The organism is Haloterrigena gelatinilytica, assembly GCF_013342145.1.
Lineage (GTDB): Archaea > Halobacteriota > Halobacteria > Halobacteriales > Natrialbaceae > Haloterrigena > Haloterrigena gelatinilytica.
Genome location: NZ_JABUQZ010000001.1, coordinates 2,509,889 through 2,535,201, shown reverse-complemented (window position 1 = coordinate 2,535,201; position 25,313 = coordinate 2,509,889). Strand labels below are relative to the sequence as shown.

Sequence of the window (25,313 nt, the reverse complement as noted above, 5' to 3'; positions counted from 1 at the left end):
TCTCAGACGACTCGCAGCGTTCCGATCGCCAAGAAGACCAGCCCGAACCCGACGAGGACGACGGCGCTCAACGCCGCGACGACGGGCGCGAAAGCGTCGACGCGACGGCCGACCGCGTCCAGCGTTACCGGATAGACGACGATCCAGAGCGCGATCCCCGCGAAGAAGCCGGTCAACAGCGCGGGAGAGCCGGTCTCGACGACCAACACCCCCTCGAGGGCCGACCCGGCGGCGGGGACGTGCGAGAGGACGTCGAGCGTTCCGGGTTGGAGCAGGCCGACGCCGACGGTGAGCCAGAAGCCGATCTGGTAGGGGTTGGTCAGCGAGAGGACGAACGTCTTGCGAAAGCCCGACGACCCGTCCTCGCGGCCGCCGGTGAAGGTGGTGGCGCTTCTGGCCTCTTCTACCGCACCCACGGCGAAGTACAGCATCAGCAGTCCGCCGGCGAGGTAGAGCGCGGGCCGGGCGGCCGGATAGCGGTCGATCACCGCGACGGCGCCGGCCAGCGTCAGGACGAAGAACAGCGCGTCCGCGCTCATCGCGCCCAGCCCGGCCCGGAAGCCGGCGATCCGGCCGCGGATGACGCTCTCCTCGGCGATAATCGCGTTCATCGGTCCCGGTGGCGCGGCGAGCGCGAGCCCGAAGACCACGCCCGCGAGCGCCGTCGTGAGGACGGTCACGGTTCTCACACTCGAGTGGGCTACCAGCCGTGAAAAGCACGCTGACTTCGATTCCGTATGAGTTCTCGACCCGTGACAACGATTCGCTCGAGTCGACGGCTTTGATACCCGGGCCGACGAAGGGCGAGCCATGGTCGACGTGCTTTCGGACGACATCGGTCGCTTCGTTCGTGCGGTCGGGCCGAACCCGGACGAAACGTTGCGCGAGATGGGCGACTACGCCCGCGAGGAGGGGTTCCCATACGTGGGCCCCGAGGTCGGCGCCACCCTCCGCCTGCTCGCCCGCCTGACCGACGCCGAGCGGATCTTCGAGTTCGGTTCCGGCTACGGCTACTCGGCCTACTGGATGGCCGAGGCGCTTCCCGACGACGGCGAGATCGTCCTCACCGAGGTCGACGAAGACGAACTCGAGCTGGCCCGCGACTACATGCGCGAGGGCGGCTACGACGACCGCGCGCGGTACGAACTGGGCGACGCGCTCGAGACGATCGACGACTACGACGGCCCGTTCGACGTCGTCCTGATCGACTGCCAGAAACACCGCTACCGCGACGCGTTCGAGGCCGTCCGCGAGAAGCTGTCGCCGGGCGGCGTCGTCGTCGCGGACAACGCGATCACCGCGGCCCCGATGGACTTCGACCAACTGCTCGCGCTCGTCGAGGGCGAGGATCCCGGCGACGTCGACGAGCACACGCAGGGGATCGCCGACTACCTCGAGCGGGTAACCGATGACCCCGACTTCGAGACGATCGCGCTGCCGCTGGGCGAGGGGATCGCGATCAGCTACCGGCTCGAGTGAGGCGTCTCGAGGGAGTCGCCTGCTGTTGTACGAGGTTCGGTAGCAGCGTTACTTATCGTCCCCTTCCAATCGAATATCCGACACTTTCATCGAAACTCGGGCAAAGACACCGACCGACGGGACCGAAAACGAGCGTTACTGCGTCGAGTAGTCGGAGTCGCCCTCGAGGACCTGCTCCTCGGGCGAATCGGCGCTGGTGGTGGCGCCGTACTCGCGGAAGCCGAGGAACGTCGTCGCGGCGACGGCGGTCAGCAGCGTCGCCCACGTGACCGCGGTCAGCGAGCCGGCGATCGTCGCGTCGTCGCCCGGGACGGTCGCGCCGACGGTCTCGAGTCCGACGCCGTGGAGCGCGGCGGTCGCGAGAAAACCGAGCCAGAAGGCGGCCGAAAGCCCGGCCAACGTTCGTCGGGAGACGCGGGTCGCGTACTGGGCCACGCAGTAGACGCCCGCGACGGCGACCGCGGTCGCTCCGACCGTCGGCACGAGCGCCTCGACGGTACCGGTTGCCATGCCGGCGACGGCGAAGCAGGCGAACGATACGGCCAGCAACAGCCGATCCGAACGGATGGAGGTCGGAATCACGTCGTGCACCGCTTTGCCGGGATGAATAGGCGGTCGGATATATAGCTGTTGGCTCGATTCGTCGGCCGGCGCGAGCGGCGACGATCGGCCGGCCGCTGGCGAAATCGACCGCGATCGGTCCGCACTCGGATCGCGAGCTGCGACGCGACTGATAGCTCGGTCGGCGGCGGCCGGCAGCGTCACCGAAACCGTCGGTTCCTCGCCGGGCTCGGACTCGAGGTGGGTTCGCGGCGGCTCCGGTACACGGCCCCGTTCCGTCGAGCGGCGCCGGTCTCCGTCGCGACCGGTTCGGCGTCGATTCGCGCTAGTCGTCTCCGCCGTCCGCGAGAACGCGTTCCTCGGGCGAGGGTCGGCCGGGATGGACGCCGTAGCTGGCGAAGCCGTACAGCACCGTCACCGCCACCGCACAGCAGACGACCGCGCCGGAGATCGACTCGAGGACGAGCGGGATCGGCGGGGCGGCGAGTCCGTCGGCGACGGCCGCCGCCGAATCGCTTTCGGGGGCCGCGACCAGCGCGTAGGGGAGAAACGCGACGAACGCGACGACCCACCAGCGCTTCGCCGCCAGGCGAAGTTGAGCGTCGCTGTCGTCGCGGACCTGGGTCGCGACGCCGGCGACGCCGAGCGCCATCAGGAGCAGGGAGGGGAACAACCGGTACGGCGAGTCCAACCCGATATTACTCGCGACGCCGACGGCGACGAGCGCGACGGACCCGACGAGCAACGAACCGGGGCGTGACGCGAACGATCGTTTCATAGCTGCAAAGCGGTAGCGAGCCGTTGTACAAAACTCTCGCGAACCGGCTGCGCTCGACCGCGCGGATCGTGACCACAGTTCGGTCGCGGTCGACAACAAAGAACGTATTACCGACGTCGACGAGACGAAGGTGAGAATGATGTGGCCCGAGACGCAACCGAGTGCGAGTCGGACGTCCGTCGGTGCGGACCGACGGACGGCGATCCGCGCGGATCCGTTCGGTCGTTCGCCGAGACCGACCGTTCCCTTTCGGCCGACTCCGGAGGGTGATTCGTGCGGTTCGTAACCCGGCTCTGGAAACGACACGTCCGGAAGCGGCCGGACGAGTATCAGGCGTACGTCTCCCTCCCGACGAGCGACGACGCCCCGTCGTTCGGTGAGGTGCACGACTGTATCGAACGCCTGGAACACGTCTTCGAAGGGCGTCTCGACGTGTACGCGCGGGCGCGCCGACTCGCGGTCGTTTCCGACCCCGTCTCGGCCGACCGGTTCGATGCCGACGCGTTCGAGGCCGCCCTCGAGTCCCTCGAGGACTGTTACGAGGTGCGCTCGCTCGCGCGAGTCGAGAAGTGGCGGCCGTCCGACGACCGGCTCGTCAAGTCCCACGTCGTCGTCCCGGTCAAGCCGCTGTTTCCACCCGATCGAACGGCCGACGAGCCGCGGATCGAGTCGATCGTCGAGTGACGGCGTCCGGCGCGGCGGACGGTGATCGTCGCGCGGCGATCAGTCGTCGTCGGTCGGTCCGGGCTCGGAGCCGGGGTCCCGATCGGAGCGGCGAGACTGACCGCCGGTGGACCGATCGCTTCCGGTCGAGCGGCCCCCGCTCGAGCCCTCTTCGTCGGGCGCGACGGTGGCGGTGCGTCCCATCCAGCGACCGATGTTCTCGGCGACGTAGTCCTTGCCGCCCCAGCCGAAGGCGACGCCGGCGCCGATGGCGACCGCCGCGGCGAGACCCCACGCGAGCGCTCGCGCGAAGACGTAGAGGATGCTGACGTCGATCCCCATCGTGTCGAGCCCGATGACGATCGCGGTGAAGTAGAGGAACATGCGGGCGCCGTTGGCGAACCAGTTCCCGTAGACCGTCTCGGCCGCCGCTCGCGTCCGCTCGATGATGTCACCGACGAAGTCGGCGACGACGAAGCCGATGACGATGACGAGCAGTCCGGCGATGAAGGCCGGTAGGTACGAGACGGCCGTCGCGATCCACTCCGACAGCAACTGGATCGCGAGGGCGTTGGCGGCCGCGAGGATGGCCAGGGCGTAGACGAACCACTTCGCGAGCGAGCCGAAGGCGCTGGAGACGGCCCGTTCCGTCCCGCCGAGGATGCGCCCCAGCGGCGTCTCGAGGACCATCCTGTCGAGTTCGATCCCGTCGGCGAGGCTTCGAACGGCGCGCGCGGCGACGCGACCGATAATCCAGCCGATGAAGAGGATCACCAGCGCGCCGATCAGCCGCGGAAGGAACGTGACGAGTTCCGCGATCGGATCCTGTAACCAATCGGGGACCTGTCCTTGCTGGGCGAGTTGCGGTTGAACCATACACCGACGCGTCGTCCCCGCGGGGTTTCGTAATTGAGTCCCTATCGAAATGTAGTGAAAGCAACCCGTTCGGCCCGGCGATGGCGCCTCAATTGAAGTGTCCGTTGTCCCGAATTGCGCGTCGAACGGACGGTAACGGAGCGGTATCGGTTTCGAGCCGCGACGACGCGTACACCGCCGATGATCTCGCCGTTGTCGTCTCGCCGGCGTGCGATAATGAGGGTTTGGCGATCCTGTCGCCGACCCGCCGACAGATCGCGCGACGACACGTCGAATTCGGAGACGAATCTCGGACGGTAACTACCGGGTTTCGTGCATGACGATACCCGGTACTATCCGCGCTTCGAGACGGGGCTCGAGGTCGGTTCGATTCACGACTCGGTCCGATTCGCCCGCCGATTCGGAGCGGTCGTTCGCGGTCGCTCCGTGAGCGGCCGTTTCGGTGTCTAGTCATCCCGACGGCCGTAATAGCGGATTAGCGACGACGGCGAATCGGTCCGGCTGCCGAGGACCGAGCGCGGCCGAGGGTCGGTCGTCCATCGGCAGAACGGAACCGTCTGCGGGGCGTTTACGCCGATCTATCTGCGGTGACCGGGTCCCGGTTCCAGCTGCGGTTCCGGCATGAGCTCCTCGATCGGCTGCTCGTCGAGCCACTCGAGCAGCGCCACCAGTTGCTCGGTCGCGGCCTCGAACAGCTCTTCGCCGATTTCGGGAGTCGCGTCGGTCTGGTCGCCGAAGACGCCGTTGGGGCTGTTCTCGATGCAGTCGTAGAACGTGGTCGCGCCGTGTACGCGCTCGGCGTCGTAGTCGAAGACCGCGCCGCCGTCGCGGGCGTCCTCGAGGCGGTCCTCGCGGACGAGTTCGTTCGCGATGTGCATGATCATCGCCGTCTCCTTGGGACCGCCGTGGGGGCCGGGGGTCTCGAAGACCTCCTCGATCAGTTCGGGGATGGACTCGTCCCACATCCACTCGATGGCGTAGGCGGTGCCGTCGTCGTGGAGCCGCCGACCGACCTCCCGGAGGTGGGCGACGTTGCCGCCGTGGGCGTTGACGTAGACGATGCGGTCGATGCCGTGGTAGGTGAGGTTTCGCGAGAGGCTCTCCACGTAGTCCCGGAAGATCGGCGCCTCGACCCACATCGTCCCGGGGAACTGCCGGTGGTGGGAGCTGACGCCGATCGGGATCGGCGGCGTACAGAGGTACCCGGTTCGATCGGTCGCTTCGCGGGCCAGCGCCTCGGCGATCATGTGGTCCGTTCCTTCGGGGAGGTGCGGGCCGTGCTGCTCGGTCGAGCCCAGCGGGACGACCGCTAACGACTCGTCCGCGACGTAGTCGCCGAGTTCCGGCCAACTCCGGTTGGCGAGGTACATAGTCGACGCTCTCGGCGAAGCAGGAAAACAGTAGGTGCTGCGGAACCCGTCGCCGCCGGTCCGCCTCGAGATGTTGTCCTCGACGCAATTCGCCGGGTCGATCGACCGGTTCAATTGCTATTCGAGCCGATTTCAGACGGGCTATTATGATAACTCTTAATAGATTATGCCCCGAGAGTTATTATATGGCAGTCGTCAGCGTCTCGATGCCCGACGAGCTCCTCGAGCGACTCGATCAGTTCGCGGACGAACACGGCTACACCGGCCGGAGCGAGGTCGTCCGGGAGGCCTCGCGGAACCTCCTCGGCGAGTTCGAGGACACCCGTCTCGAGGAGCGCGATCTGATGGGGATCGTCACCGTCCTCTTCGACTACGAAACGACCAGCGTCGAGGAACAGATGATGCACCTGCGCCACGAACACGAGGACCTCGTCGCCTCGAACTTCCACAGCCACGTCGGCGACCACTACTGTATGGAACTGTTCGTCCTCGAGGGCGAACTCGAGGACATCTCGACGTTCGTCGGCAAGATCCGCGCGACCAAGGACGCGCTGACGGTCGACTACTCGGTAATTCCCGTCGACGATTTCGATCCGTTCGCACAGGGCAACTGACACCTCTGGTTCGACCGAACGACTAGTTTTACTGTACGGCAGTCGAACACACGGACATGACCTACCGGAAGGTGAACTACGAGGACGTCGAGCAGGTCTCGAGCGCGATGCACTTCTTATCGGATCCGCTCGAGACCGAGCAGGTAGGGGTGACGGTCGCTCGCTGTGATCCCGGTTGGAACAGCAAACCCCACGACCACACGGAGAACGGCCACGAAGAGGTCTACGTGCTGATCGAGGGGGAGGCGACGGTCGTCATCGACGGCGAACCGGTCGCGATGGAGACCGGCGACGCGCTGTGGATCCCCCCGTCGTCGACCCGCCAGATCCGCAACGGCGACGCGGAGAGCGCGTTCGTGCTCGTCAGCGCCCCGAGTATCGCCGAGGAAGACGGCGACAACGGGGAGTGGTCGCTTTCGGGCTTCGCCGGCTGAGATCGCAGCGACGCTTCGATCGAACCGCGCCGCGGGGTGTCGCGCTCGGTCGCGATCGGCCGACGAATCGAGAGACAGCGGGACGGTTTTGTGCCTCGCCGTGGTTTCGACGCCCAGGTGACCGCCGATCTACTCGAAACACCACGCCGCCATCTCGCTCGTCGTCGCCGGCGTTCTCGCCGCCGTACTGTCGCCGATCAGCGTCTCGGGCGTCGAACTCCCCGCCGTCGCGGTCGTCGCCTACGGCACCGCCGTCGGCGTGCTCATCGACGTCGATCACTTGCTCATCGCGCGGGTCAAGACCGGGAGCTGGGACGCCGTCAGGTTCTGCCTCGCGAATCCGATCGCGGCCGTCGCCGACCAGGGGCAGATCTTCGAGCACGGCGACGTCGGCGTCCTCTCGCGGCTGTTGAGCCACCTCCTCATCATCGGCACCGTCGTCCCGCTGCTGGCGCTCGCGAGCCGATCGCTCGCGATCGTGACCGGCGTCGTCCTCTACGTCCACGTCGTCTGCGACGTGGTGTGGGACCGCTGGCGACTCGAGGACCACGCGGCAAAATCGGCCACGGTCAACGACCTCGTTCGGGAGCTTCGATAGCAGCGTCGACACTCGGCCGTCGGTCGTCCCGTCCGAGCGGCGCCACCGCCAGTAACGACACCGTCTCGCAGCGGAAGCGGTGAACAGCGACCCGGCTCCGCCGCCGGCGCGATTCAATTGCGCCGGTAGAACTACGGGTTCGTCTCGCTCTCGTTGCCGTCGTCCGCATCGCCGTCGTTCGTTTCGTTCCCGCCGGAGCCGCCGGTATCGCCGTCGTTCTCCTCGGCGTCGCCACGGCCGTCGGCGTCCTCGTCGCTCTCGCCGTCGGATTCGTCGTCGATCTCTTCGACGTCGACGTCCTCGCCAGCGACGCCGCTCTCCGAGATAACGGGTTTCAGGTTGTAGCCGCCGTTTCCTTTCTTGACCACGTTGATGTCGAACACGAACTCGAGCGGTTCGTCCTCGCGAACCTCGAAGGCGTGGGTGATCTGGAGTTTCTCGCTCGGCACCTTCACGGGCACCGTCTCGCCGTCGACGACGCCCTCGACGTCCGCGACGTGGAGTTCGATCTTCTCGTAGCTGCCCGCCGAGAGGCCGCCCTCGAAGACCGAGACGGCCTTCTCGCCGACGACCTGCGTCAGGTCGACCGTCGCGCCCTCGAGGTCGAGCCAGTAGAATCCGCGGCGTCGCTCGACGGCGTCGTCGCTCGAGTCGGATTCGTCACCGTCTGCGTCCGATTCGCCGTCGTTCGCGTCCGATTCGTCGCCGGATTCGTCACCCGTCGATACATCGTCGTCGCCGTCCTCGGACGGTTCCTCGTCGTCGGTTTCGGCGTCTTCGCTGTCGGTCTCGGACTCGTCAGTCTCGCCGTCGTCCGACTCCTCGCCCTCGCCGTCGAAGATGCGGGCGTTATCGAACGAAACGTCGAGTCGGTCGAAGTCGCCGATGTCGGCAGGTCTGTCGCTGATGAGCAGTCGAAAGTTCGCCGCGTCCGCGGTCGTCGACCCGTCGGCCTCCTCGTCGTCTGGCGCGTCGCTCGAGTCGTCGGGCGTCGCATCGCCGGCACAGCCGGCCAGCATCGTCGCGCCGACGGCACCGCCCGCGGCGATGAACGCCCGGCGGTCGATATCGGGGTCGTACGCCTCGTCGTCTCGATCGTCGTTCGTCGGATCGGTCGTCATAGGCCGTCCGTCGAAGGCGGGTCGCTAAAAGGGTGACAGTCGTTCTGAACGGACAGAACGGTTCACGAACGTTTCCGACGGCGACTTCCGGGGGGACGGTACCCGACGGAACCGTCGAGCGCTCCGCAGGACGCCGTTTCGGCGAATGGCGATTCGTCGCCACCGTGAGCGGTACCGGCCGGCGACGCCGGGGGGCCGGACCGCCCCGCCGCCTCCCGGTCTGGGGCTTGCAACGGATCACCGCACCTATATTTATCGCGCTGTCCTGTGACGGCACATGGACCTACTCGACGACAGTATCGTCCCGGAGCACGCCCGCGATATCAAGGCCGAAGCCCGGGAGTTCGCGCGCGAGCACATCGAACCGAACGCACAGGAGTACTACCAGGCCGGCGAGTATCCGGAGGAGATCCTCGAGGCGGGTCAGGAGGCGAACCTCGTCGCGCAGGACATTCCCGAGGAGTGGGGCGGCCGGGGGCTCGATCTCCCGCAACTGCTGGCGCTGACCGAGGAGTTCTACCGCGCGGACGCGGGGATCGCGCTGACGCTGCAGCTGGCGAGTTTCGGCTGCGAGCTCACCTACGAGTACGGCACCGACGAGCAGTGCGAGGAGTACATCCGGCCGGTCGCCGAGGGCGAGCAGCGCTCGGGGCTGGGCGTCTCCGAACCCGACACCGGCAGCGACCTCGCGGGGATGGAGACCACGGCGGAGAAGGACGGCGACGAGTACGTGATCAACGGCGAGAAGTACTGGATCGGCAACGGCGTCGAGGCCGACTGGATCACCCTCTACGCGCGCACCGGCGACGACGAGTCGAACCCCTACGCCAACTACTCGCTCTTTATCGTCCCGACCGACACCGACGGCTACGAGGCCGAACACATCCCCGAGAAGATGGCGATGCGCGCCTCGAAACAGGCCCACATCGAACTCGAGGACTGCCGGATCCCCGAAGAGAATCTGATCGGCGAGGAGGGCGAGGGGTTCTGGATGCTCGCGGACTTCTTCAACCACGGCCGGATCGCCGTCTCCGGACACGGGATCGGCCTCGCGGCGGCGGCCATCGAGTCCACCTGGGAGTTCGTCCACGACCGCGAGCAGTTCGGCCGGACGATCAGCGACTTTCAGGCGGTCCAGCACGGCCTCTCGGACATGCTGATCGAGTTCGAGAGCGCCCGTTCGCTCACCTGGCGAGCCTGCGAGAAAGTACAAAACGGCGAGAACGAGGGCTACTGGGCGGCGCTGTCGAAGACCAACGCGACCGAGACCGCGACCTCGGTCGCCGAACAGGGGATGCAGTTCCACGGCGGGCGGTCGATCCTGGACGAGCGGCGGATCGCCCGCGTCTACCGCGACGTCCGCATTCCGGTCATCTACGAGGGAGCGAACGAGATTCAGCGCAACCTGATCTACGGACAGGCGCCGTAACGTCGGGCCGGCGGAACTCCCGCGTTCGCCGACCGTCGACCTCCGGCCAGTCGATGCGTCCGCAACCGATCGATGGTCCAGTGGCGTGACTGACACGCCGAAAGAACAATCCGTTTCGCCCCGGTAGGCAGCGGTATCGACGACCGATACCGAATCCGAGAGTGACTGAGTGATATGAGTCGGCCACGCGTCCTCTGTGTCAGCAACGATCGATCCACGCGTGCGTCCGTCACGCTCGCGTTGACCGACGCGCCGGTCAACGTCGTCATCGCCCAGCGCGCGGCCGAGGCCGTCGACCGACTCGAGCGGGGAGCGATCGACGCCGTCGTCATCGACGCGAGTTCGATCCCGAACGTACCGCAACTCGTCGACGCCGTCGAAGCGGAGGCGCCGTCGACGCCGGCGTTCGTCCGCTGGGGCGACGACGAGAGCGACGCGTCCGTCGCCGTCCTCAGCGAGGTGGTCGCTCGGACCGACGAGACCGACCGGCCCGATCGCCTCGCCGAGACGATCACCGAACGCGTCGGCGCCGACTCGCGAACCGCGCCCGACGATCTCGAGGCGGCCGATACCGACTCCGAAACGGACGGCGGCCTCGCGTCGTTGCCCGACGACATCGCGGCGATCGTCTCCGCGGTCAGGCGACGACTGGTCGATGTGACCTCTCCCGTCGCCGTCGAGCGAATTCTCCGCGAGGAGTTTACCGCGACCGACCGCTACGCGTTCGCCTGGGTCGGCGAGTACGATCAGGGCGAGGGGGAGATCGTCCCCTGGCTGACCGACCCCGACAGCATGGAGTGGCCGATGCAACGAACCTTCGGGATCGGCGACGGCGACCAGCCGCTCCTCGAGCGGGCGATCCGAACGGACGAGTTCCAGAGCCACCAGCACGTCGCCGACCGGTGCGGTGCGGTTCCGTTCGGCGAGCACGCCGTCGACCGGGGCGTTCGCGCCGCCGCCGTCGCGCCGCTCGCCTCCGGCGACGAGCGGTACGGGGTGTTCGTCGTCTACGCGCTCGAGACGCTCTCGGAGGCCGAACGGGCGGGGATCGAGATGGTCGCCGGAACGGCCTCTCACGTCCTCGAGACGATCGCGATCCGCGGCCAACTCGAACAACAGGAGCGGGCGCTCCAGCGGTACGAGCGCCTCGTCGAGACGGCCGGCGACGGGATGTACGTCCTCGACGAACAGGGCCACTTCATGACCGTCAACGACGCGCTGACGGCGATGACCGGCTACAGCCGCGAGGGGCTGCTCGGCGAGCACGCCTCGATCGTCTTCGACGAGGCCGACGTCGACGCCGGCAGGGAGATGATCCGCTCGCTGCTCTCCAGCGGCGACAGTACGGACACGGTCGAACTCTCCCTCGAGACGAAAGCCGGCGAGCGAATCCCCTGCGAGGCCCAGATCGCCGTCCTCGTCCGCGAGGAGGAGTTCGTGGGCTCGGTCGGCGTCGTCCGCGATATCACCGAACGGAAGCGCAGCGAGCGAAAGCTCCGCGAACAGAACGAGCGGCTGGACGCCTTCGCGCGGATCGTCAGCCACGACCTGCGCAATCCGCTCGGCGTCGCGCAGGGGTATCTCGAGTTGCTCGAGGAGACCGAATCGCTCGAGTACGTCGACAGCGTTCGCGACGGACTCGATCGGATGGAGGCGATCATCGAGGACGTCCTGGCGATCGCACGCGACGGGGAGTGGGCGACCGACTCCGAACCCGTCGACCTCGAGTCGGTCGCCGACGACGCCTGGGAGTACGTTTCGACGGCCGACGCGACGCTTTCGGTCGCGGAGACGATGGCTATCGAGGCCGACCGATCGCGACTGCTGCGCTTACTCGAGAACCTCTTCCGGAATTCGATCGAGCACGGCGGCAAAGACGTCGCCGTTCGCGTCGGCGCCCTCGAGTCCGAGAGCGGCTCCGGTCGCGGCTTTTTCGTCGCGGACGACGGGACGGGGTTACCCGACGAGATCAACGACGACCTGTTCGATCCGTCGGTCTCGACCGCCGCCGGGGGGCTCGGAATCGGACTCTGGGTCGTCAGAGAAGTCGCTACCGGACACGGATGGTCGGTTACCGCGACCGAAAGCGTCGACGGGGGGGCTCGGTTCGAGTTCGCGTTCGACGAAAGCGATTAGTGTTCTGACTGCAGGTCCTGAAACGCGCCGACGAAGTCGTCGTGGGACGACATTCCGGAGACGGTCTCGTCGACGCGGGCCTCGAGTTCCTCGACGTGGTCACAGAGGTCCTGGTACTCCTCGTTGTTCGCGAGCTCTCGATCGGCCTTCTCGGATTCCAGCAGCGCCTTCTTCGAGACGAGCGCGTAGTACTCCTGAATATCCGATTCGTACTCCGTTCGGTCGGCGACGTCGTCGACGATCTCGATCAGTTCGTCCTTCGAGACCGGTTTGACGAGGTAATCGTCGAACCCCATCTCGATGATATCGAAGTCGGGATCGACCGCCGTCACCATCACCACCCGGGACTCGTAGCCGGCGTCCCTGATTCGCTCGAGCACCTCGTCGCCCGAAAGACCCGGCATTCGACGGTCCAGCAGGACGACTTCGACGGAGTCGGACATCTTCTCGAGGGCCTCTTCGCCGTCGTAGGCCGTGTCGACGCTCCACTCGCTCTGGAGCCACGCGGCGAACAGATCCGCGAGGCGCGCCTCGTCGTCGACGACGAGAATCTCGAGGTCGTCACTCATTGGGACCCCCCTCCGTTCTCTGCATCGTTACAGCCACGGGTCACCCATGGTACCTCTTCGTGATAAATCTCGCGACCAGATATCATATTTCTTACCATATTTCAGATGAACCACAGACGACAGAGATCGGATATATCGCGTTCGAAGCTAGAGCCCGTTCTCTCCGAACGGATATCTATATAGAAAATTACGTTTAATCGAACCGGTATACTATCAATATATACTCACTATCTCCCTCGCGACTCGGTACCGGCGACGGGCTCGCGATCGCAGCGAGCCGGTGGCGCTCGGCCCGTTCGGCTTACTGACCTTCGAACTCCGGCTCTTCGTCTTCCATGAAGGCCGTGATTCCCTCCATGAGGTCGTCGGTCGCCATCAGTTGTCCGAAGGCGGAGGCCTCGTACTCGAGGCCGGCATCGGTGTCGTCGCGACCGGCGAGCATCGCTCGCTTGGCGAACTTCTGGGCGATCGGCGGGCCGCCCGCGAGGTCGGTCGCCAGTTCGAGCGCGCGCTCCTCGAGGTCGTCGTTGTCGGCGACCTCGTTGACGAAGCCGTAGTCTTCCATCGTCTCCGCGTCGAATCGCTCGGCGGTGAGGATGATCTCCTTCGCGCGGCCCTCGCCGACGACGTGTTTGAGCCGCTGGGTGCCGCCCCACCCGGGGATGAGGCCGAGATTTAGTTCGGGCTGGCCGAACTCGGAGCGCTCGCTGGCGATCCGGAGGTCGGCGCAGGTGGCCAGCTCCATCCCGCCGCCGAGACAGAAGCCGTCGATTCCGGCCACGACGGGCATCTCGCAGGACTCGAGTTTTCCGAACGCTTCCTGCCCGGCCTTCGAGAGTTCGGTGATCTCGAGCGGGTCGGCGCCGCTGCCGGCCATGCTCTGGACGTCCGCGCCCGCGGAGAAGGCCTTCCCGCCCTCGCCGGTGAGCAGAATCGAGCGCACCTCGTCGTCGTCCTCGAGCAGGTCGACGGCCTCGGAGAGTTCCTCGAGCAGGTCGTCGCTGATCGTGTTCATCCGGTGGGGCCGGTCGAGGACGACGTGGCCGACCATGTCGCCGGGGTACTCGATTCGGATCGTCTCGAACTCGGTCGCTTCGGCGTCGCCGCCCTGTTCGTAGAACCCGCCCGCTTCGGCGCGTTCCTCGAGGTAGTCGGCCGGCTCGTAGCGCGGATGGCCGGTCTCCTCGTAGGCCTCCTCGAGGGCCTCGAGGGCGTTCTCGATCCCGAACTCGTCGACCATCTTGACGGGGCCGTCCGGGAAGCCGGCGCCGAGCTTGGTCGCCTCGTCGATCGATTCGGGCGGCGCGACGTCGTTGCCGATCAGCTTGGCGGACTCGTTGGCCAGCGTCGCGATCAGTCGCTTCTCGACGAGGTCGGACTGCTCGTCGGTCGGGATCTGGGCGCCCTCGCCGTCCTCGTAGTCGTAGAATCCCTTGCCCGTCTTCTTGCCGAGTTCCTCGTCTTCGACCTTCTGCTCGAACAGCGGGCTCGGCTCGTAGGCTTCGCCGAGCACCTCGTTCATGTAGTCGAGCACGTGATAGCCGACGTCGATGCCGGTGAGGTCGGCGAGTTCGAAGCTCCCCATCGGCAGCCCCATCCCGTACTTCGTCGTCGAGTCGACCTCGGCGATGGTCGCCTCGTCGTTGTGGACGAGCCAACAGGCCTCGTTCATCAGGGGAACGAGCACGCGGTTCACGATGAAGCCGGGCGAGTCCTTGTGGACGCGCACGGGCGTCTTGCCGATGTCCTCGGCCAGCGCCTCGATCGTCTCGAGGGTCTCCTCGGCGGAGTCGGCCCCCGAGATGACCTCGACGAGGTCCATGCGGACCGGCGGGTTGAAGAAGTGCATCCCGCAGAACCGCTCGGGGCGCTCGGTGACCTCCGCGAGGTCCGTAATCGCGAGGCTCGAGGTGTTGGTCGCGAAGATGGCGTCGTCGGCGGCGACCTCCTCGAGTTCGGCGTAGACGTCCTTTTTGATGTCCATCTGCTCGGGGACGGCCTCGATGACGACGTCGGCGTCGCCGCAGGCCTCCGCCATGTCGACCAGCGGCGTCACTCGCTCGAGGGCGGCCTCGGCCTCGTCCTCGGTGAGCTGGTCGTTCTCGGCGAGCTTGTTCAGCGACCACTCGATCTGCTCGTAGCCGTTCTGAACGAACTCGTCTTTGATATCCCGCATGTTCACGTCGTAGCCCGCCATCGCGAGTACCTCCGCGATGCCGTGGCCCATATTCCCTGCGCCGAGAACTGCGACGGTGTTGATGTCTTCCAGCTCCATGGTCACAGTTGCAATGTGCACGTGTTTGAACGTTTCCCTCATTCGTACAAGAAACTATAGTTCGGTTTATTTCCGGTTACAAACCTCTTTATCGATGGGGTAGGAATACCATCACATGGAATTCGGGCTCTCAGAAGAACAGGAACAGATTCGCGACGAAGTCGCGCGGTTCGCGGAGAACGAAATCGTTCCCCACGCCGAGGAGTACGACACCGAGGAGAAGTTCCCCCACGACATCGTCGACGAGGCCGCCGAGATGGGACTGGTCGGCGCCTCGATTCCGATCGAGTACGGCGGCGCGGGCTACTCGACGCTCGAGTCGGCGATCATCGCCGAGGAACTGTTCTCCTACGACCCCGGCATCGCGCTCTCGATCCTCGCCTGCTCGTTCGGGACCGAGGCCATTCGGGAGTTCGGCAACGAAGACCAGAAGGAGCGCTTCCTCGAGCCCGTCGCGCGCGGCGAGAAGATCTCCGGGGCCGCCATCTCGGAGCCGGACACCGGGTCGGACGTCTCCTCGGTCTCGACGCGCGCCGAGAAGGACGGCGACGAGTGGGTGATCAACGGCAACAAGATGTGGATCACCAACGGCACCGTCGGCGACTTCTTCGTCATGCTCTGTAAGACCGACCCGGACGCCGAGGGTCGCTACGACGGCTTCAGCCAGATCGTCGTCGAGGCCGACCGCGACGGCTTCACGTCCGAGAAGATCACCGGCAAACTCGGGATCCGCGCCTCCGACACCGCCGAACTCATCCTCGACGACGTCCGCGTCCCCGAGGAGAACCTCATCGGCGACCAGGGCGCCGCCTTCCTCCAGCAGATGCAGTTCTTCGACGCCACCCGAACCGGCGTCGCCGCACAGGGGGTCGGCATCGCGAAGGGCGCGCTTCGAGCCGCCCTCGAGTACGCCGAGGATCGCGAGCAGTTCGGCCAGCCGATCAGCGAGTTCCAGGCCATCCAGCACAAACTCGCCGACATGGCGACCAAGACCGAGGCCGCGCGGAACCTGACCTACAAGGCCGCCTGGAACGTCGACCAGGAGAACGACATCACCATGGGCGCCTCGATGGCCAAGGAGTACGCCTCCCGCATCGCCGTCGACGTCGCCAACGAGGCCGTCCAGATCCACGGCGGCTCCGGCTACGTCAACGACTTCCCCGTCGAGCGCTTCTACCGCGACTCGAAAATCACCCAGATCTACGAGGGAACCAGCGAAATCCAGAAGAACGTTATCGCGCGCGAGCTGCTGGGAAAAGGGTTCTAGCCAAACTTTTGCGCTGCGGGCCGGCAAAGCCGGCCCTCGGCAAAACTTTGATGAAAAGCACTCCTCCCTCCGTTCCGGCCCGCTGAGCGGGCCTCCACATCGGTCGTCGGCCCGCTCGCTCGGCCGTCGGCCTCGCTCACGGCTGCGCCGTTCGCGTACCCGAGGCGGCTTCGCCGCCTCGCTTCGCTCGCGGCAGATTTCGGTCGACGGCCTGCCCTCCCCCGGGTCGCTGACGCGGCGAGGTTCGCCGCGTCCGCTCCCGGCCACTTCTCGCCGTTCCGTCTCGAGTCAACTATCGCTATCCGAGTCGGTATCACCGTCGTCGGAATCGCTGTCGCTGTCGGTGTCCGTTCCGTCGCTGTCGGAATCGGTGTCCGTATCGGTGCCGTCCGTGTCCGAATCGGTGTCGCCGTCATCGGAATCGCTGTCGGTGTCAGTATCGCCGTCTCCGACCGTTGCGCTCGGCGGTGGTCTCGAGGAGACGCGCTCGCTCGAGCGACGGTCCGATTCTGCCGGCGTGGCGTTGACGGTCCGGCCAGCCCTGTCTGCCGTTCGGCGGTCGGGCCGCCCCTCGCGCCCGGGTTCGGGCTCGGTTTCGGGAACCGGTTCGTCCTCGAGGAGGTACAACGCAACGGGCGGACCGACGTACGAGCCGATGGCCAGCGCCGCGAACCACGGGTCGAGGAAGATCAGCAGGCCGAAGATCGTCAGCGCCGCGGTCGCGGCCGTGTGGATCGTCGTGTCCGTGTAGCGCCGATAGAATACCCAGAACTCGCGAACCTGTCCCGTGACGGTCGGGATCACCACCGGCGATGCCATTACGGGATCGTACGCGCTCCAGCGAGAAACCCCTTTGTCGTGTGGGCCCCTACGAACGGGTAATGAGAGAGTTCGTCTTCGCCCTCGAGTACGAACCGGGCACGAACCCCGTCGCCGACGTGCTGGCGGCGTACCCGGACGCCTCGATCCGCTCGCTGTCGTGTCACGTCACCGCGGACAGCCTCTGGCGGGTCGACCACGCCGAGGGGTCGGCGGACGCGCTCGAGGCCCTCGAGGACGCCTACAAGAACGCGGACTTCTTCGCGGACTGTCTCGTGAAGGACGACTGCGGGGCCGACTGCGAGGTGCAGGTGCTGGATCGATCGAACGACACGCTCGTGGTCTACACCTACTGGGACCGCACTGACGTCTGTACGTCCGTTCCCCACGTCGCCCTCGAGCACTTAGGGGAGGGGCTGCTGTTCGAAACCTACCGCGAGGAGCGGCGCTACCGCTGGCGGATCGTGCTGGGCAGCGACGCGCCGATCCACGAGTTCTTCGACGCGCTGGGCGACGAGGTCGGCGAGTGTACCGGCATCGAGATGCTGCGATTGACGGAACTCGATCCCGATCGCAATCACATCGAACCCGAGCAGGCGCTCCCGGCCGAGCAGCGCGAGGCGCTGCGAGCGGCCGTCGAACACGGCTACTACGAGACCCCGCGCCGGATCGAACTCGGGGAACTCGCGGAGAAACTCGAGATTCCGCGATCGACGCTTTCGTATCGACTGCGACGGGCCGAATCGAGCCTCGCGACGAGCTTCGTGGAAGCGGACGATTCGCTCGAGACGCTGGTAGCCGGGCTGTGAAACAGTAGATTAGCCGATCGGACTCTAGGATGGAATGTACACCTGCTAATTGGCACGCTCGTACACGGCCTGAACGACGGCGATCCGGTCTTCTTCGAGGTTCCGGACGACGTTCGCCGCTTTGACCGGCGTTTCGGCTCCCATCAGAAGGTTGAGTCCGAGCGGTGGCGGTGCGTCCGCCGGCCGCGATCGCATCGACTCCACCACGTTCCGGAACCACTCGAGGCTCGGCCCCGTGACGTCCCGCCAGGCGACCTCGTCGAAGCCGCGAGCGAGGACGATCTCTCGGAGCCGCTCGGGTGAATCGAGGTGGCTGAGGGACCCGTCTGACGCCCAGGGGACCGGGAACACCGGTTCGCCCCCGGGTCCGGCACAAATTTCGTACAGTGCGAGCGTTCCCCCGGGTCTGAGGACGCGGCCCGCTTCTTCGATCGCCACTCCCTTCGCCTCGACGTTCAGCAGCGTGTGCTCGAACCAGACGACGTCGAACTCCTCGTCCCCGAACGGCAGGTCGAGGGCGTTCCCGCGCTGGAAGCGGACGCTGTCGGCCAACCCCACTCGCTCGGTAAAGAGCGTCGCTGCTCGGCAGTACTCCTCGACTACATCGACCCCGACGACGTCGCAATCGAAGTCGGAAGCGAGGGTGCGAGCGGGTCCGCCGATCCCACACCCGACGTCGAGGACGCGAGAGTTCTCTTCGACCGCCGCGAGGTCGGCGACTTCTCGGGTCGCCTCGCGGCCGCGGATGTGGAACTCGTCGAACGACGCGATATCGTCTCGAGTGAGCGCGTCGACGTCTTTGCCGGCGGCTTCGAGGGCGGCGAGGATTTCGCCGCCGAGGTCCGTCACGCCGTAGTGTTCGTTCAAGGCCGCCTCGTCGGCGGTGTCCGTTTCTGATTCATCGGTCGACATGCTGTCCCCTCTCTTTGCAGGCCATCGCGTTGTTCCCGGTGTCTCTCACGCTGGTCATCAGCTGTGGTGCCCGAGCACGACGTCGACCGAGTGTGGCGAGTCTCCGTGGCGGGGCATCCTGATAGTCGGTGAACGTCATTCGGGCCATACCCCATTATAGATGATTACGGTCTCGGGCACGATAGTGTTATGCGTGGTCGTCGTCGACCCGCGTTCGATTTCATCTCAGCACGACGGACTTTACGAGATGCACCCGCTGTACCTCGCACGGCGTTCCTCACCGCACTTTGGCGCTCACTCGGTCGATCGGCGGATCCGACGGTCAATCGAAGTCGATTCTCGAGTGGCGATCCGGTAGCTCGAGTCGACATCCGATTTGGCGCACGCCAAATAACCCGTATTGCGACGGGGTGACTACTGACCGATAATGAGCGACACCACCCCATCGTCTCCCGACGCGCCGCCAGATGCGAGTCGGAGTCTCGAACTTCGCGTCCCCGACATGGACTGTCCCTCCTGTGCCGGGAAGGTGACGAACAGCGTCGAGCGCCTCGAGGGGATCGACGCGATCGACGCGCGGGTGACCAGCGGTCGCCTCGTCGTCGAGTTCGACCCGACGCGGACCGACGAGGACGAGATCCGCGAGCGAGTCCGCGCGGCCGGCTACGAGATCGTCGGCGCGGCGTCGGAACTGACGTTCTCGGTCCCCGACATGGACTGCGCCTCCTGTGCGAACAAGGTCGAGAACGCGCTCGAGGGGACCGCGGGCGTCAGCGAGATCGAGACCCGGCCCGCTTCGGGTCGCGTCACCGTCTCGGTCGCGGACGGAACCGGCTCGGAGACGGTCGTCGAGGCCATCGGCTCGGCCGGCTACGACGCGACGCCGATGGACGACGGCACCGACGGCGAACCGATGGGTGACGACGAGCCGATCTGGAAGAGCCGCCGGGCCGTCACCACGGGCGTCGGCGCCGCCCTTCTCGGGCTGGGCATGCTCCTCGAGTTCGTCTTCTCGAGCGCGAACCCGGCGCTGTTCTCGCTCGTCGGCGGCGACCTCGTCGATCGCACTTATCACCTCTCGACGGCGCTCTTCCTCCTCACCGCGGCGATCGCCGGCGCGCCGATCCTCCGGAACGGCTACTACTCCGCGCGCAACCGGAGCCTGGACATCGACTTCCTGATGGGGGTCGGGATCCTCGCCAGCGTCGCGGCCCACCACCCCTTCGAGGGGGCGATGCTCGCCGTGCTGTTCAGCGTCGCCGAACTGCTCGAGCGGTTCTCGATGGACCGGGCCCGCGACTCGCTGCGGGAGCTAATGGATCTCTCGCCGGACACCGCGACCGTCAAGCGCGAGGACGGCGGCGAGGAGACGGTTCCCGCCGAAGACCTCGCTGTCGGCGACGTCGTCGTCGTCCGGCCGGGCGAGAAGATCCCCGCCGACGGCGTCGTCCTCGAGGGCGAGAGCGCGGTCGACCAGTCGCCGATCACCGGCGAGAGCGTCCCCGCGGACAAGACGGCGGGCGACGAAGTGTACGCCGGTACGATTCCGGAATCGGGCTATCTCGAAGTCGAGGTCGTCAGCGAGGCGGACGACTCGACCATCGCCCGGATCGTCCGCATGGTCGAGGACGCGGAACGGGAGAAGACCCAGCGCGAGCGGTTCGTCGACCGCTTCGCGAGCGTCTACACCCCGATCGTCGTGACCCTCGCGGTCGCGATCGCCGTCGCGCCGCCGCTGCTCGCCGGCGCCTCGTGGAACACGTGGTTCCTCCGCGGGCTGACGCTGCTGGTGATCGCCTGCCCCTGCGCGTTCGTCATCTCGACGCCGGTCAGCGTGGTCTCGGGGATCACGAGCGCCGCCCGCAACGGCGTGCTCATCAAGGGCGGACGCTACCTCGAGGCCGTCGGCGAGAGCGACGTGCTCGCGGTCGACAAGACCGGCACCCTGACGGAGGGCGATCTCTCGGTGACCGACGTGATCCCTCTGGAGGGAGCCGACAAGGACGACGTCCTCCGGCGGGCCGGCGCCCTCGAGCGCCGCAGCGAACACCCGATCGGACAGGCCATCGTCGACTACGCCGAGGAGCGGGGCGTCGCGACCGACGACGAGCCCGACGTCACGGCGTTCGAGGCGTTGACCGGAAAGGGCGTCCGCGGCGAGATCGACGGCGCGACCCACTACGTCGGCAAGCCGGACCTGTTCGACGGACTGGCGGACTTAGAGCACACGCACGCGACGACCGATGGTGGCGTGGCACTGGCAGAGATGGGATACGACTCGAGCCCGCAGTGCGAGCGCGAGGGTTGTCTGGACGTCCTCGCGGACGTCGTCCCCGACCTCGAGGCCGAGGGGAAGACCGTCGTGATCGTCGGCACCGAGGACCGACCGCTGGGCGTGATCGCCGTCGCCGACCGGGTTCGGCCGGAGGCGAAGTGGGCCGTCTCGAAGCTGCAGGATCAGGGCGTCCGCGTCGTGATGCTCACCGGCGACAACGAGGGGACCGCCCGCGCCATCGCCGAGGAAGTCGGCATCGACGAGTACCACGCCGAACTGCTGCCCGACGAGAAACTCGAGTGGATTCGTCGGTTAGAGGGCGAGACGGAGGGTGACGACGGAGAAACCGACGGTGACGCCGAGGCCACCGTCGCCATGGTCGGCGACGGCATCAACGACGCGCCCGCGCTCGCGACCGCCGGCGTCGGTATCGCGATGGGCGCCGCGGGGACCGACACCGCCCTCGAGACGGCCGACGTGGCGCTGATGAGCGACGACCTCACCCGGCTGCCGTACCTCTACGAGCTCTCTCACACCGCCACCGGCGTCATCCGCCAGAACATCTGGGCGAGTCTCGCGGTGAAGGCCGCTCTCGCGGCCGGGACGCCGTTCGGGTTCGTCACGGTGATCCACGCGGTCGTCATCGGCGACATGGGGATGAGCCTCGGCGTGACCGGCAACGCGATGCGGCTGGCGAACGTCGAACCCGAGACGCCCGAGGGACTCGAGCGCCGACGCGGCGATCAGTGAGGCGGGCGAGCCGACTCAGACGGCTTCGCCGAGTTCCTCCGCTTCCCACTCGGCGACGAGTTGCTTGGCCAACTCCCGCGGTTTGTGTCGGTACACGAGGTGGTGTTCGAGGTCCTCGTCGAGGACCATCTCTTCGTTGCACACGTAACAGAAGACAGCGGATGTCGTCGACATACGCGTAGTAGACGGTCCGAAACGAAAACTGGCTCGCCGAATTACGTCGGTGTTCGGAGCGGGAGAACTCGCCACTGTACCGCTACTATCCGTCGGAGCGCCGCCGGCTCGGATCGAGTCCCGGCCGTCCGTCGACCCACCACAGCGCGGCGCCGGCGACCAGAATTACGGCCTCGAGCCAGAGCGTCGTCACCTCGAGCCCGCCGACGGTCGCCAGCGATTTCGTTCCGCTGTACGGCGGCATCGGCGTGATCGGCCACAGGAGAAAGCCGAGTTCGTCGTAGTCGCCGGCGATCACGTGCCACGGGACGTCGGTCGCCAGATGGGAGGCGACGCCGATCGCGAAGGCGACTCCGAGCGACGATCGACCGCTCGAGCGCGCCGGCGACCAGCCCGCGAGGACCAGCGGGACGGCGAACAGCAGCGAGTGGCCCATCGTTCGGCCGACGGTGAGGCCGAGCAGCCACGGCGGTTTGTCGAGCAGATCCGGCAGGACCGCGCCGAAGACTGCGACGATCGTCGCCCGCTCTCCCGGGGGCGTCCCCTCGCGCCAGCGGACGTAGCCGGCGTAACAGAGATAACCGACGGCGAGATGGACGATCGGTTGCATTCGCTTCGATCGATCCGACGGCCTCGAGTCGGGTAAGAGATCGGCCGACGACTGACGCCGAAACGCACCCTACGGCCGTTTCCTCCACCGAATTGTATCGTTTGGGGCGCTCCCTAAGTACGCTCGCCCCTTACATTACTCGTATGACAGAAACACCCGCTGACGACCGTCGACCGGCGGAGAGCTCGCGTCGGGGATCGGCCGCGGTAGCCGACCTCGGCGGCGTATCGAGCCGAATCGGACGAGCGAACCGATCGGCGTCGTCGGACGGTCTCGAGTACGACGTCGTCACGACGCCGGTACTCGTCGTCGGCGTGGGGGCGGCGGGCGCCCGCGTCGCGATCGGTCTCGCCGAAGCCGGCCTCGAGCCGCTGGTGATCGGGAAGCGAGACCACGGCGACGCGCACACGACCTGGGCGGCCGGCGGGATCAACGCCGCGCTCGGCTCGCTGGACGACGAAGACGACTGGACGATCCACGCCGCGGACACGCTGAACGAGGGGCACCATCTGAACGACCCCGAGGCGGTCGAACTGACCGCGCGCGAGCTGCCGGACCGGATCCGCGAACTCGAGGAGTGGGGGATGCCGTTCGACCGGACCGACGACGGGGCGATCAACCAGCGGTACTTCGGCGCCCAGTCGTACCGCCGGACCTGTTTCGTCGGCGACCGGACCGGCGAGGCGATGCTCGAAACGCTGATCGGGCGGGCTCGCGACCTCGAGATCCCCTACCGCGAGAACGTGATGATCACGCGGCTGCTCTCGGACGGGCGGCGCGTCTTCGGCGCCGCCGGTTTCGACATGGAGACCGGCCGCGGGCTGCTGTTCCGGTCGAACCACGTCGTCCTCGCCGCGGGCGGCTTCTCCGCGCTCTACGATCGCCACTCCTCGCGGGACGACGAGAACAACGGGGACGCCCAGGCGCTGGCTCTCGAGGCGGGCGCTCGACTGATGGACCTCGAGTTCGTCCAGTTCCACCCGACGGGGATGGTCGGCGAACGCTACGGGGAGGAGTGGGACGGCCGACTCGTCACCGAAGCCGTGCGCGGCGAGGGCGGACGGCTCTACAACGCCGAGAACGAACGGTTCATGGAACGGTACTCGCCGGATCAGATGGAACTCGACGCTCGCGACGTCGTCGCGCGGGCGATCGGTCGAGAGATCGACGCGGGACGGGGAACCGAGAACGGCGGCGTCTATCTCGACATCTCCCATCGGGACGCCGACTACGTCCGGGAACGGCTGCCGCGGATGGTCGAGCGCTTCGCGTCGCTCGGCGTCGACATCACCGCGGAACCGATCGAGGTCGCGCCGACCGCCCACTACACGATGGGCGGCGTCGACATCGACTTCCGAACCGGTGAAACCGGCGTCGAGGGCTTGTACGCCGTCGGCGAGGCCGTCGCCGGCGTCCACGGTGCGAACCGTCTCGGCGGCAACTCGCTCGCCGAGACCGTCGCGATCGGCAAGCTCGTCGGCGAGCACGTCGCAACCGCAGTCGACGGATCGGACGCCGAGCCAGCGGTGACCGACGAACAGCGAGCCCTGGCCGAACGGGAGTTTCGGGCGCTCGCGTCGCTCGCGGACGCCGACGGCGAGGTTACGCCCACGGCCCTCCTGGCGGACCTCCGCGAGTTGCTGTGGGATCGCGCGGGCATTCTCCGCGACGAGGCCGGGCTTCGAGCCGGACTCGAGGAACTCGAGGCGCTCCGCGATCGAACGGGGGAGCTGCGCGTCGAGGGCGGACTCACCTCGCGATCGTTCGAGTTCGCGGTCGACCTCTCGTTCAGCCTCACCGTCGCCGAAGCGATGCTCCGAGCGGCCCTGGCTCGGACCGAATCCAGGGGCGCACACTACCGGACGGACTACCCGGAGACCGACCCGGACTGGCGCGTGAACCTGCTCGTTTCGGCCGACGAGGGCGGCCTCGAGATCGACCGTCGCGGCGTCGCCGAACCGAGCGACCCGGTCCGCGAGGCGCTCGCGGAAGGGTACGAACTCGACTACCACCACCTCGAGTAACGGACCGCGACCGAACCGCGAGACCGAACCGCGAACTCGACGACCGAGAGTCCTTTCATCCTTCGAGCCCTCCCCTTCCTCTACGTAGATGTTAGACGAGGCCGAACCCGTTATCCGGACCGACCCCGTGATGGCGGAACTCATCGAGCGACACGACCCCTACGTCGAACCCGACTGGAACGAGTTCGAACGGCTCTGTATCTCCATCATCAACCAGCAGCTGTCGACCGCGAGCGCGACCGCCGTCCGCGAGCGGGTCTTCGAACTGCTCCGCGACGAGGTGACCCCCGAGACCGTCCTCGAGGCGGAGGACGAGGCCCTGCGAGCGGCCGGGCTCTCAGAGAGCAAGATCGAGTACATGCGCAACGCCGCGCGGGCCTTCCGGGAGAACGACTACACTCGAGCGGGGCTCGCCGACCACTCGAACGACGAGGTTATCGATTCGCTGACCGAGATCAAAGGCGTCGGGGAGTGGACCGCCCGCATGTACCTCCTGTTCGTGCTGCAACGCGAGGACGTGTTGCCGCTGGGCGATCTCGCGATCCGCCGCGCGATCGAGGAGCTCTACGGCGACGGCGATGACATGTCCCGCGCCGAGATGCGCGAGATCGCCGAACAGTGGCGACCGTACCGAAGCGCCGCGACGCGGTATCTGTGGGCCGAGTACGAGTCGGACTGACGGCTCGAGCGCGCAAACGCTTGTTTCGCGTGGAGAAACGGTCGTTGTTCTGCCCCTCGCGAGCCGACCGAACGCGGTAATACGCTCCTAT

General features: G+C 66.8%; 24 protein-coding genes. 12 read left to right on the top strand and 12 right to left on the bottom strand.

The window, feature by feature from the left end; all coding sequences use genetic code 11:
• Positions 1–2 precede the first annotated feature (2 nt).
• Complete coding sequence (locus HTZ84_RS12615; RefSeq protein ID WP_174681004.1) at positions 3–680, bottom strand: LysE family transporter; 678 nt, start codon at positions 678–680, stop codon at positions 3–5.
• Positions 681–810: 130 nt separating this feature from the next.
• Here HTZ84_RS12615 and HTZ84_RS12610 point away from each other — a divergent pair, with 130 nt between their 5' ends.
• Complete coding sequence (locus HTZ84_RS12610) at positions 811–1,479, top strand: O-methyltransferase (RefSeq protein ID WP_174681003.1); 669 nt, start codon at positions 811–813, stop codon at positions 1,477–1,479.
• 135 nt (positions 1,480–1,614) lie between these two features.
• Here the strand turns inward: HTZ84_RS12610 and HTZ84_RS12605 are convergent, their stop codons facing one another.
• Together HTZ84_RS12605 and HTZ84_RS12600 are read right to left on the bottom strand one after the other, a co-directional pair.
• Positions 1,615–2,070 carry a hypothetical protein gene (locus tag HTZ84_RS12605; protein ID WP_174681002.1) on the bottom strand — a complete coding sequence of 152 codons (456 nt, stop codon included), beginning with the start codon at positions 2,068–2,070 and terminating at the stop codon, positions 1,615–1,617.
• 295 nt (positions 2,071–2,365) lie between these two features.
• Positions 2,366–2,818, bottom strand: a complete 453-nt coding sequence (locus HTZ84_RS12600) for a DUF1467 domain-containing protein (RefSeq protein WP_174681001.1) — start codon at positions 2,816–2,818, stop codon at positions 2,366–2,368.
• Positions 2,819–3,091: 273 nt separating this feature from the next.
• Between HTZ84_RS12600 and HTZ84_RS12595 the strand changes: the two genes are divergently transcribed.
• Positions 3,092–3,502, top strand: coding sequence for a hypothetical protein (locus HTZ84_RS12595; protein WP_174681000.1), 411 nt, complete (start codon positions 3,092–3,094; stop codon positions 3,500–3,502).
• A 39-nt stretch (positions 3,503–3,541) separates the two neighbouring features.
• Here the strand turns inward: HTZ84_RS12595 and HTZ84_RS12590 are convergent, their stop codons facing one another.
• A complete protein-coding gene (locus HTZ84_RS12590; protein WP_174680999.1) occupies positions 3,542–4,357 on the bottom strand; it encodes a mechanosensitive ion channel family protein in 816 nt (271 codons plus the stop codon).
• Positions 4,358–4,935: 578 nt separating this feature from the next.
• On the bottom strand, positions 4,936–5,727 hold the full coding sequence (locus HTZ84_RS12585) for a creatininase family protein (RefSeq protein ID WP_174680998.1): 792 nt from the start codon (positions 5,725–5,727) through the stop codon (positions 4,936–4,938).
• 185 nt (positions 5,728–5,912) lie between these two features.
• On the opposite strand from HTZ84_RS12585, the gene nikR reads away from it, so the two are divergent.
• From nikR to HTZ84_RS12570, 3 genes are all read left to right on the top strand, one after another.
• Complete coding sequence (nikR, locus tag HTZ84_RS12580) at positions 5,913–6,341, top strand: nickel-responsive transcriptional regulator NikR (RefSeq protein ID WP_174680997.1); 429 nt, start codon at positions 5,913–5,915, stop codon at positions 6,339–6,341.
• A gap of 56 nt (positions 6,342–6,397) precedes the next feature.
• On the top strand, positions 6,398–6,775 hold the full coding sequence (locus tag HTZ84_RS12575; protein WP_174680996.1) for a cupin domain-containing protein: 378 nt from the start codon (positions 6,398–6,400) through the stop codon (positions 6,773–6,775).
• 151 nt (positions 6,776–6,926) lie between these two features.
• The gene (locus HTZ84_RS12570) at positions 6,927–7,373 is read left to right on the top strand and encodes a hypothetical protein (protein WP_174682582.1); all 447 of its coding nucleotides are present in this window, start codon (positions 6,927–6,929) and stop codon (positions 7,371–7,373) included.
• A gap of 131 nt (positions 7,374–7,504) precedes the next feature.
• On the opposite strand, the gene HTZ84_RS12565 is transcribed toward HTZ84_RS12570, so the two are convergent.
• On the bottom strand, positions 7,505–8,494 hold the full coding sequence (locus tag HTZ84_RS12565) for a DUF4382 domain-containing protein (RefSeq protein WP_174680995.1): 990 nt from the start codon (positions 8,492–8,494) through the stop codon (positions 7,505–7,507).
• A 277-nt stretch (positions 8,495–8,771) separates the two neighbouring features.
• Between HTZ84_RS12565 and HTZ84_RS12560 the strand changes: the two genes are divergently transcribed.
• Together HTZ84_RS12560 and HTZ84_RS12555 are read left to right on the top strand one after the other, a co-directional pair.
• Positions 8,772–9,923, top strand: a complete 1,152-nt coding sequence (locus HTZ84_RS12560; RefSeq protein WP_008896304.1) for an acyl-CoA dehydrogenase family protein — start codon at positions 8,772–8,774, stop codon at positions 9,921–9,923.
• 174 nt (positions 9,924–10,097) lie between these two features.
• Entirely contained in the window at positions 10,098–12,059 is a 1,962-nt protein-coding gene (locus HTZ84_RS12555) for a PAS domain S-box protein (protein ID WP_174680994.1), read from the top strand.
• Here the strand turns inward: HTZ84_RS12555 and HTZ84_RS12550 are convergent.
• Together HTZ84_RS12550 and HTZ84_RS12545 are read right to left on the bottom strand one after the other, a co-directional pair.
• Positions 12,056–12,628, bottom strand: coding sequence for a HalX domain-containing protein (locus tag HTZ84_RS12550; protein WP_174680993.1), 573 nt, complete (start codon positions 12,626–12,628; stop codon positions 12,056–12,058). The two genes, HTZ84_RS12555 and HTZ84_RS12550, sit on opposite strands and share 4 nt — an antisense overlap.
• A 301-nt stretch (positions 12,629–12,929) precedes the next feature.
• Entirely contained in the window at positions 12,930–14,903 is a 1,974-nt protein-coding gene (locus HTZ84_RS12545) for a 3-hydroxyacyl-CoA dehydrogenase/enoyl-CoA hydratase family protein (RefSeq protein ID WP_174680992.1), read from the bottom strand.
• Positions 14,904–15,018: 115 nt separating this feature from the next.
• Here HTZ84_RS12545 and HTZ84_RS12540 point away from each other — a divergent pair, with 115 nt between their 5' ends.
• Entirely contained in the window at positions 15,019–16,170 is a 1,152-nt protein-coding gene (locus HTZ84_RS12540; protein ID WP_174680991.1) for an acyl-CoA dehydrogenase family protein, read from the top strand.
• A 288-nt stretch (positions 16,171–16,458) separates the two neighbouring features.
• Here HTZ84_RS12540 and HTZ84_RS12535 read toward each other — a convergent pair whose 3' ends face one another.
• A complete protein-coding gene (locus HTZ84_RS12535; protein ID WP_174680990.1) occupies positions 16,459–16,989 on the bottom strand; it encodes a hypothetical protein in 531 nt (176 codons plus the stop codon).
• A gap of 62 nt (positions 16,990–17,051) precedes the next feature.
• Here HTZ84_RS12535 and HTZ84_RS12530 point away from each other — a divergent pair, with 62 nt between their 5' ends.
• Positions 17,052–17,798, top strand: coding sequence for a helix-turn-helix domain-containing protein (locus HTZ84_RS12530; protein WP_174680989.1), 747 nt, complete (start codon positions 17,052–17,054; stop codon positions 17,796–17,798).
• Between the two features lie 45 nt (positions 17,799–17,843).
• Here HTZ84_RS12530 and HTZ84_RS12525 read toward each other — a convergent pair whose 3' ends face one another.
• Positions 17,844–18,710, bottom strand: coding sequence for a class I SAM-dependent methyltransferase (locus HTZ84_RS12525; protein WP_174680988.1), 867 nt, complete (start codon positions 18,708–18,710; stop codon positions 17,844–17,846).
• A 427-nt stretch (positions 18,711–19,137) separates the two neighbouring features.
• On the opposite strand from HTZ84_RS12525, the gene HTZ84_RS12520 reads away from it, so the two are divergent.
• Positions 19,138–21,735: a heavy metal translocating P-type ATPase gene (locus HTZ84_RS12520; protein WP_174680987.1), complete on the top strand. Its 2,598-nt coding sequence runs from the start codon at positions 19,138–19,140 to the stop codon at positions 21,733–21,735.
• Positions 21,736–21,750: 15 nt separating this feature from the next.
• Here the strand turns inward: HTZ84_RS12520 and HTZ84_RS12515 are convergent, their stop codons facing one another.
• Both HTZ84_RS12515 and HTZ84_RS12510 read right to left on the bottom strand, forming a co-directional pair.
• Positions 21,751–21,909 carry a hypothetical protein gene (locus tag HTZ84_RS12515; protein ID WP_174680986.1) on the bottom strand — a complete coding sequence of 53 codons (159 nt, stop codon included), beginning with the start codon at positions 21,907–21,909 and terminating at the stop codon, positions 21,751–21,753.
• Positions 21,910–21,994: 85 nt separating this feature from the next.
• Complete coding sequence (locus HTZ84_RS12510; RefSeq protein ID WP_174680985.1) at positions 21,995–22,519, bottom strand: metal-dependent hydrolase; 525 nt, start codon at positions 22,517–22,519, stop codon at positions 21,995–21,997.
• Positions 22,520–22,662: 143 nt separating this feature from the next.
• Between HTZ84_RS12510 and HTZ84_RS12505 the strand changes: the two genes are divergently transcribed.
• On the top strand, positions 22,663–24,543 hold the full coding sequence (locus tag HTZ84_RS12505; protein WP_174680984.1) for an L-aspartate oxidase: 1,881 nt from the start codon (positions 22,663–22,665) through the stop codon (positions 24,541–24,543).
• 88 nt (positions 24,544–24,631) lie between these two features.
• Complete coding sequence (locus tag HTZ84_RS12500; RefSeq protein WP_174680983.1) at positions 24,632–25,222, top strand: DNA-3-methyladenine glycosylase family protein; 591 nt, start codon at positions 24,632–24,634, stop codon at positions 25,220–25,222.
• Positions 25,223–25,313: the final 91 nt, after the last annotated feature.

Excerpts from the sequence above, each read along its gene's own strand:
- HTZ84_RS12585 (WP_174680998.1), bottom strand. The coding sequence starts at position 5,727 with ATGTACCTCGCCAACCGGAGTTGGCCGGAACTCGGCGACTACGTCGCG.
- HTZ84_RS12505 (WP_174680984.1), top strand. The coding sequence starts at position 22,663 with ATGACAGAAACACCCGCTGACGACCGTCGACCGGCGGAGAGCTCGCGT.
- HTZ84_RS12535 (WP_174680990.1), bottom strand. The coding sequence starts at position 16,989 with ATGGCATCGCCGGTGGTGATCCCGACCGTCACGGGACAGGTTCGCGAG.
- HTZ84_RS12515 (WP_174680986.1), bottom strand. The coding sequence starts at position 21,909 with ATGTCGACGACATCCGCTGTCTTCTGTTACGTGTGCAACGAAGAGATG.
- HTZ84_RS12610 (WP_174681003.1), top strand. The coding sequence starts at position 811 with ATGGTCGACGTGCTTTCGGACGACATCGGTCGCTTCGTTCGTGCGGTC.
- HTZ84_RS12540 (WP_174680991.1), top strand. The coding sequence starts at position 15,019 with ATGGAATTCGGGCTCTCAGAAGAACAGGAACAGATTCGCGACGAAGTC.
- HTZ84_RS12550 (WP_174680993.1), bottom strand. The coding sequence starts at position 12,628 with ATGAGTGACGACCTCGAGATTCTCGTCGTCGACGACGAGGCGCGCCTC.
- HTZ84_RS12525 (WP_174680988.1), bottom strand. The coding sequence starts at position 18,710 with ATGTCGACCGATGAATCAGAAACGGACACCGCCGACGAGGCGGCCTTG.
- HTZ84_RS12565 (WP_174680995.1), bottom strand. The coding sequence starts at position 8,494 with ATGACGACCGATCCGACGAACGACGATCGAGACGACGAGGCGTACGAC.
- HTZ84_RS12500 (WP_174680983.1), top strand. The coding sequence starts at position 24,632 with ATGTTAGACGAGGCCGAACCCGTTATCCGGACCGACCCCGTGATGGCG.
- HTZ84_RS12590 (WP_174680999.1), bottom strand. The coding sequence starts at position 4,357 with ATGGTTCAACCGCAACTCGCCCAGCAAGGACAGGTCCCCGATTGGTTA.
- HTZ84_RS12555 (WP_174680994.1), top strand. The coding sequence starts at position 10,098 with ATGAGTCGGCCACGCGTCCTCTGTGTCAGCAACGATCGATCCACGCGT.
- HTZ84_RS12600 (WP_174681001.1), bottom strand. The coding sequence starts at position 2,818 with ATGAAACGATCGTTCGCGTCACGCCCCGGTTCGTTGCTCGTCGGGTCC.
- HTZ84_RS12510 (WP_174680985.1), bottom strand. The coding sequence starts at position 22,519 with ATGCAACCGATCGTCCATCTCGCCGTCGGTTATCTCTGTTACGCCGGC.
- HTZ84_RS12545 (WP_174680992.1), bottom strand. The coding sequence starts at position 14,903 with ATGGAGCTGGAAGACATCAACACCGTCGCAGTTCTCGGCGCAGGGAAT.
- HTZ84_RS12575 (WP_174680996.1), top strand. The coding sequence starts at position 6,398 with ATGACCTACCGGAAGGTGAACTACGAGGACGTCGAGCAGGTCTCGAGC.
- HTZ84_RS12530 (WP_174680989.1), top strand. The coding sequence starts at position 17,052 with ATGAGAGAGTTCGTCTTCGCCCTCGAGTACGAACCGGGCACGAACCCC.
- nikR (WP_174680997.1), top strand. The coding sequence starts at position 5,913 with ATGGCAGTCGTCAGCGTCTCGATGCCCGACGAGCTCCTCGAGCGACTC.
- HTZ84_RS12520 (WP_174680987.1), top strand. The coding sequence starts at position 19,138 with ATGAGCGACACCACCCCATCGTCTCCCGACGCGCCGCCAGATGCGAGT.
- HTZ84_RS12560 (WP_008896304.1), top strand. The coding sequence starts at position 8,772 with ATGGACCTACTCGACGACAGTATCGTCCCGGAGCACGCCCGCGATATC.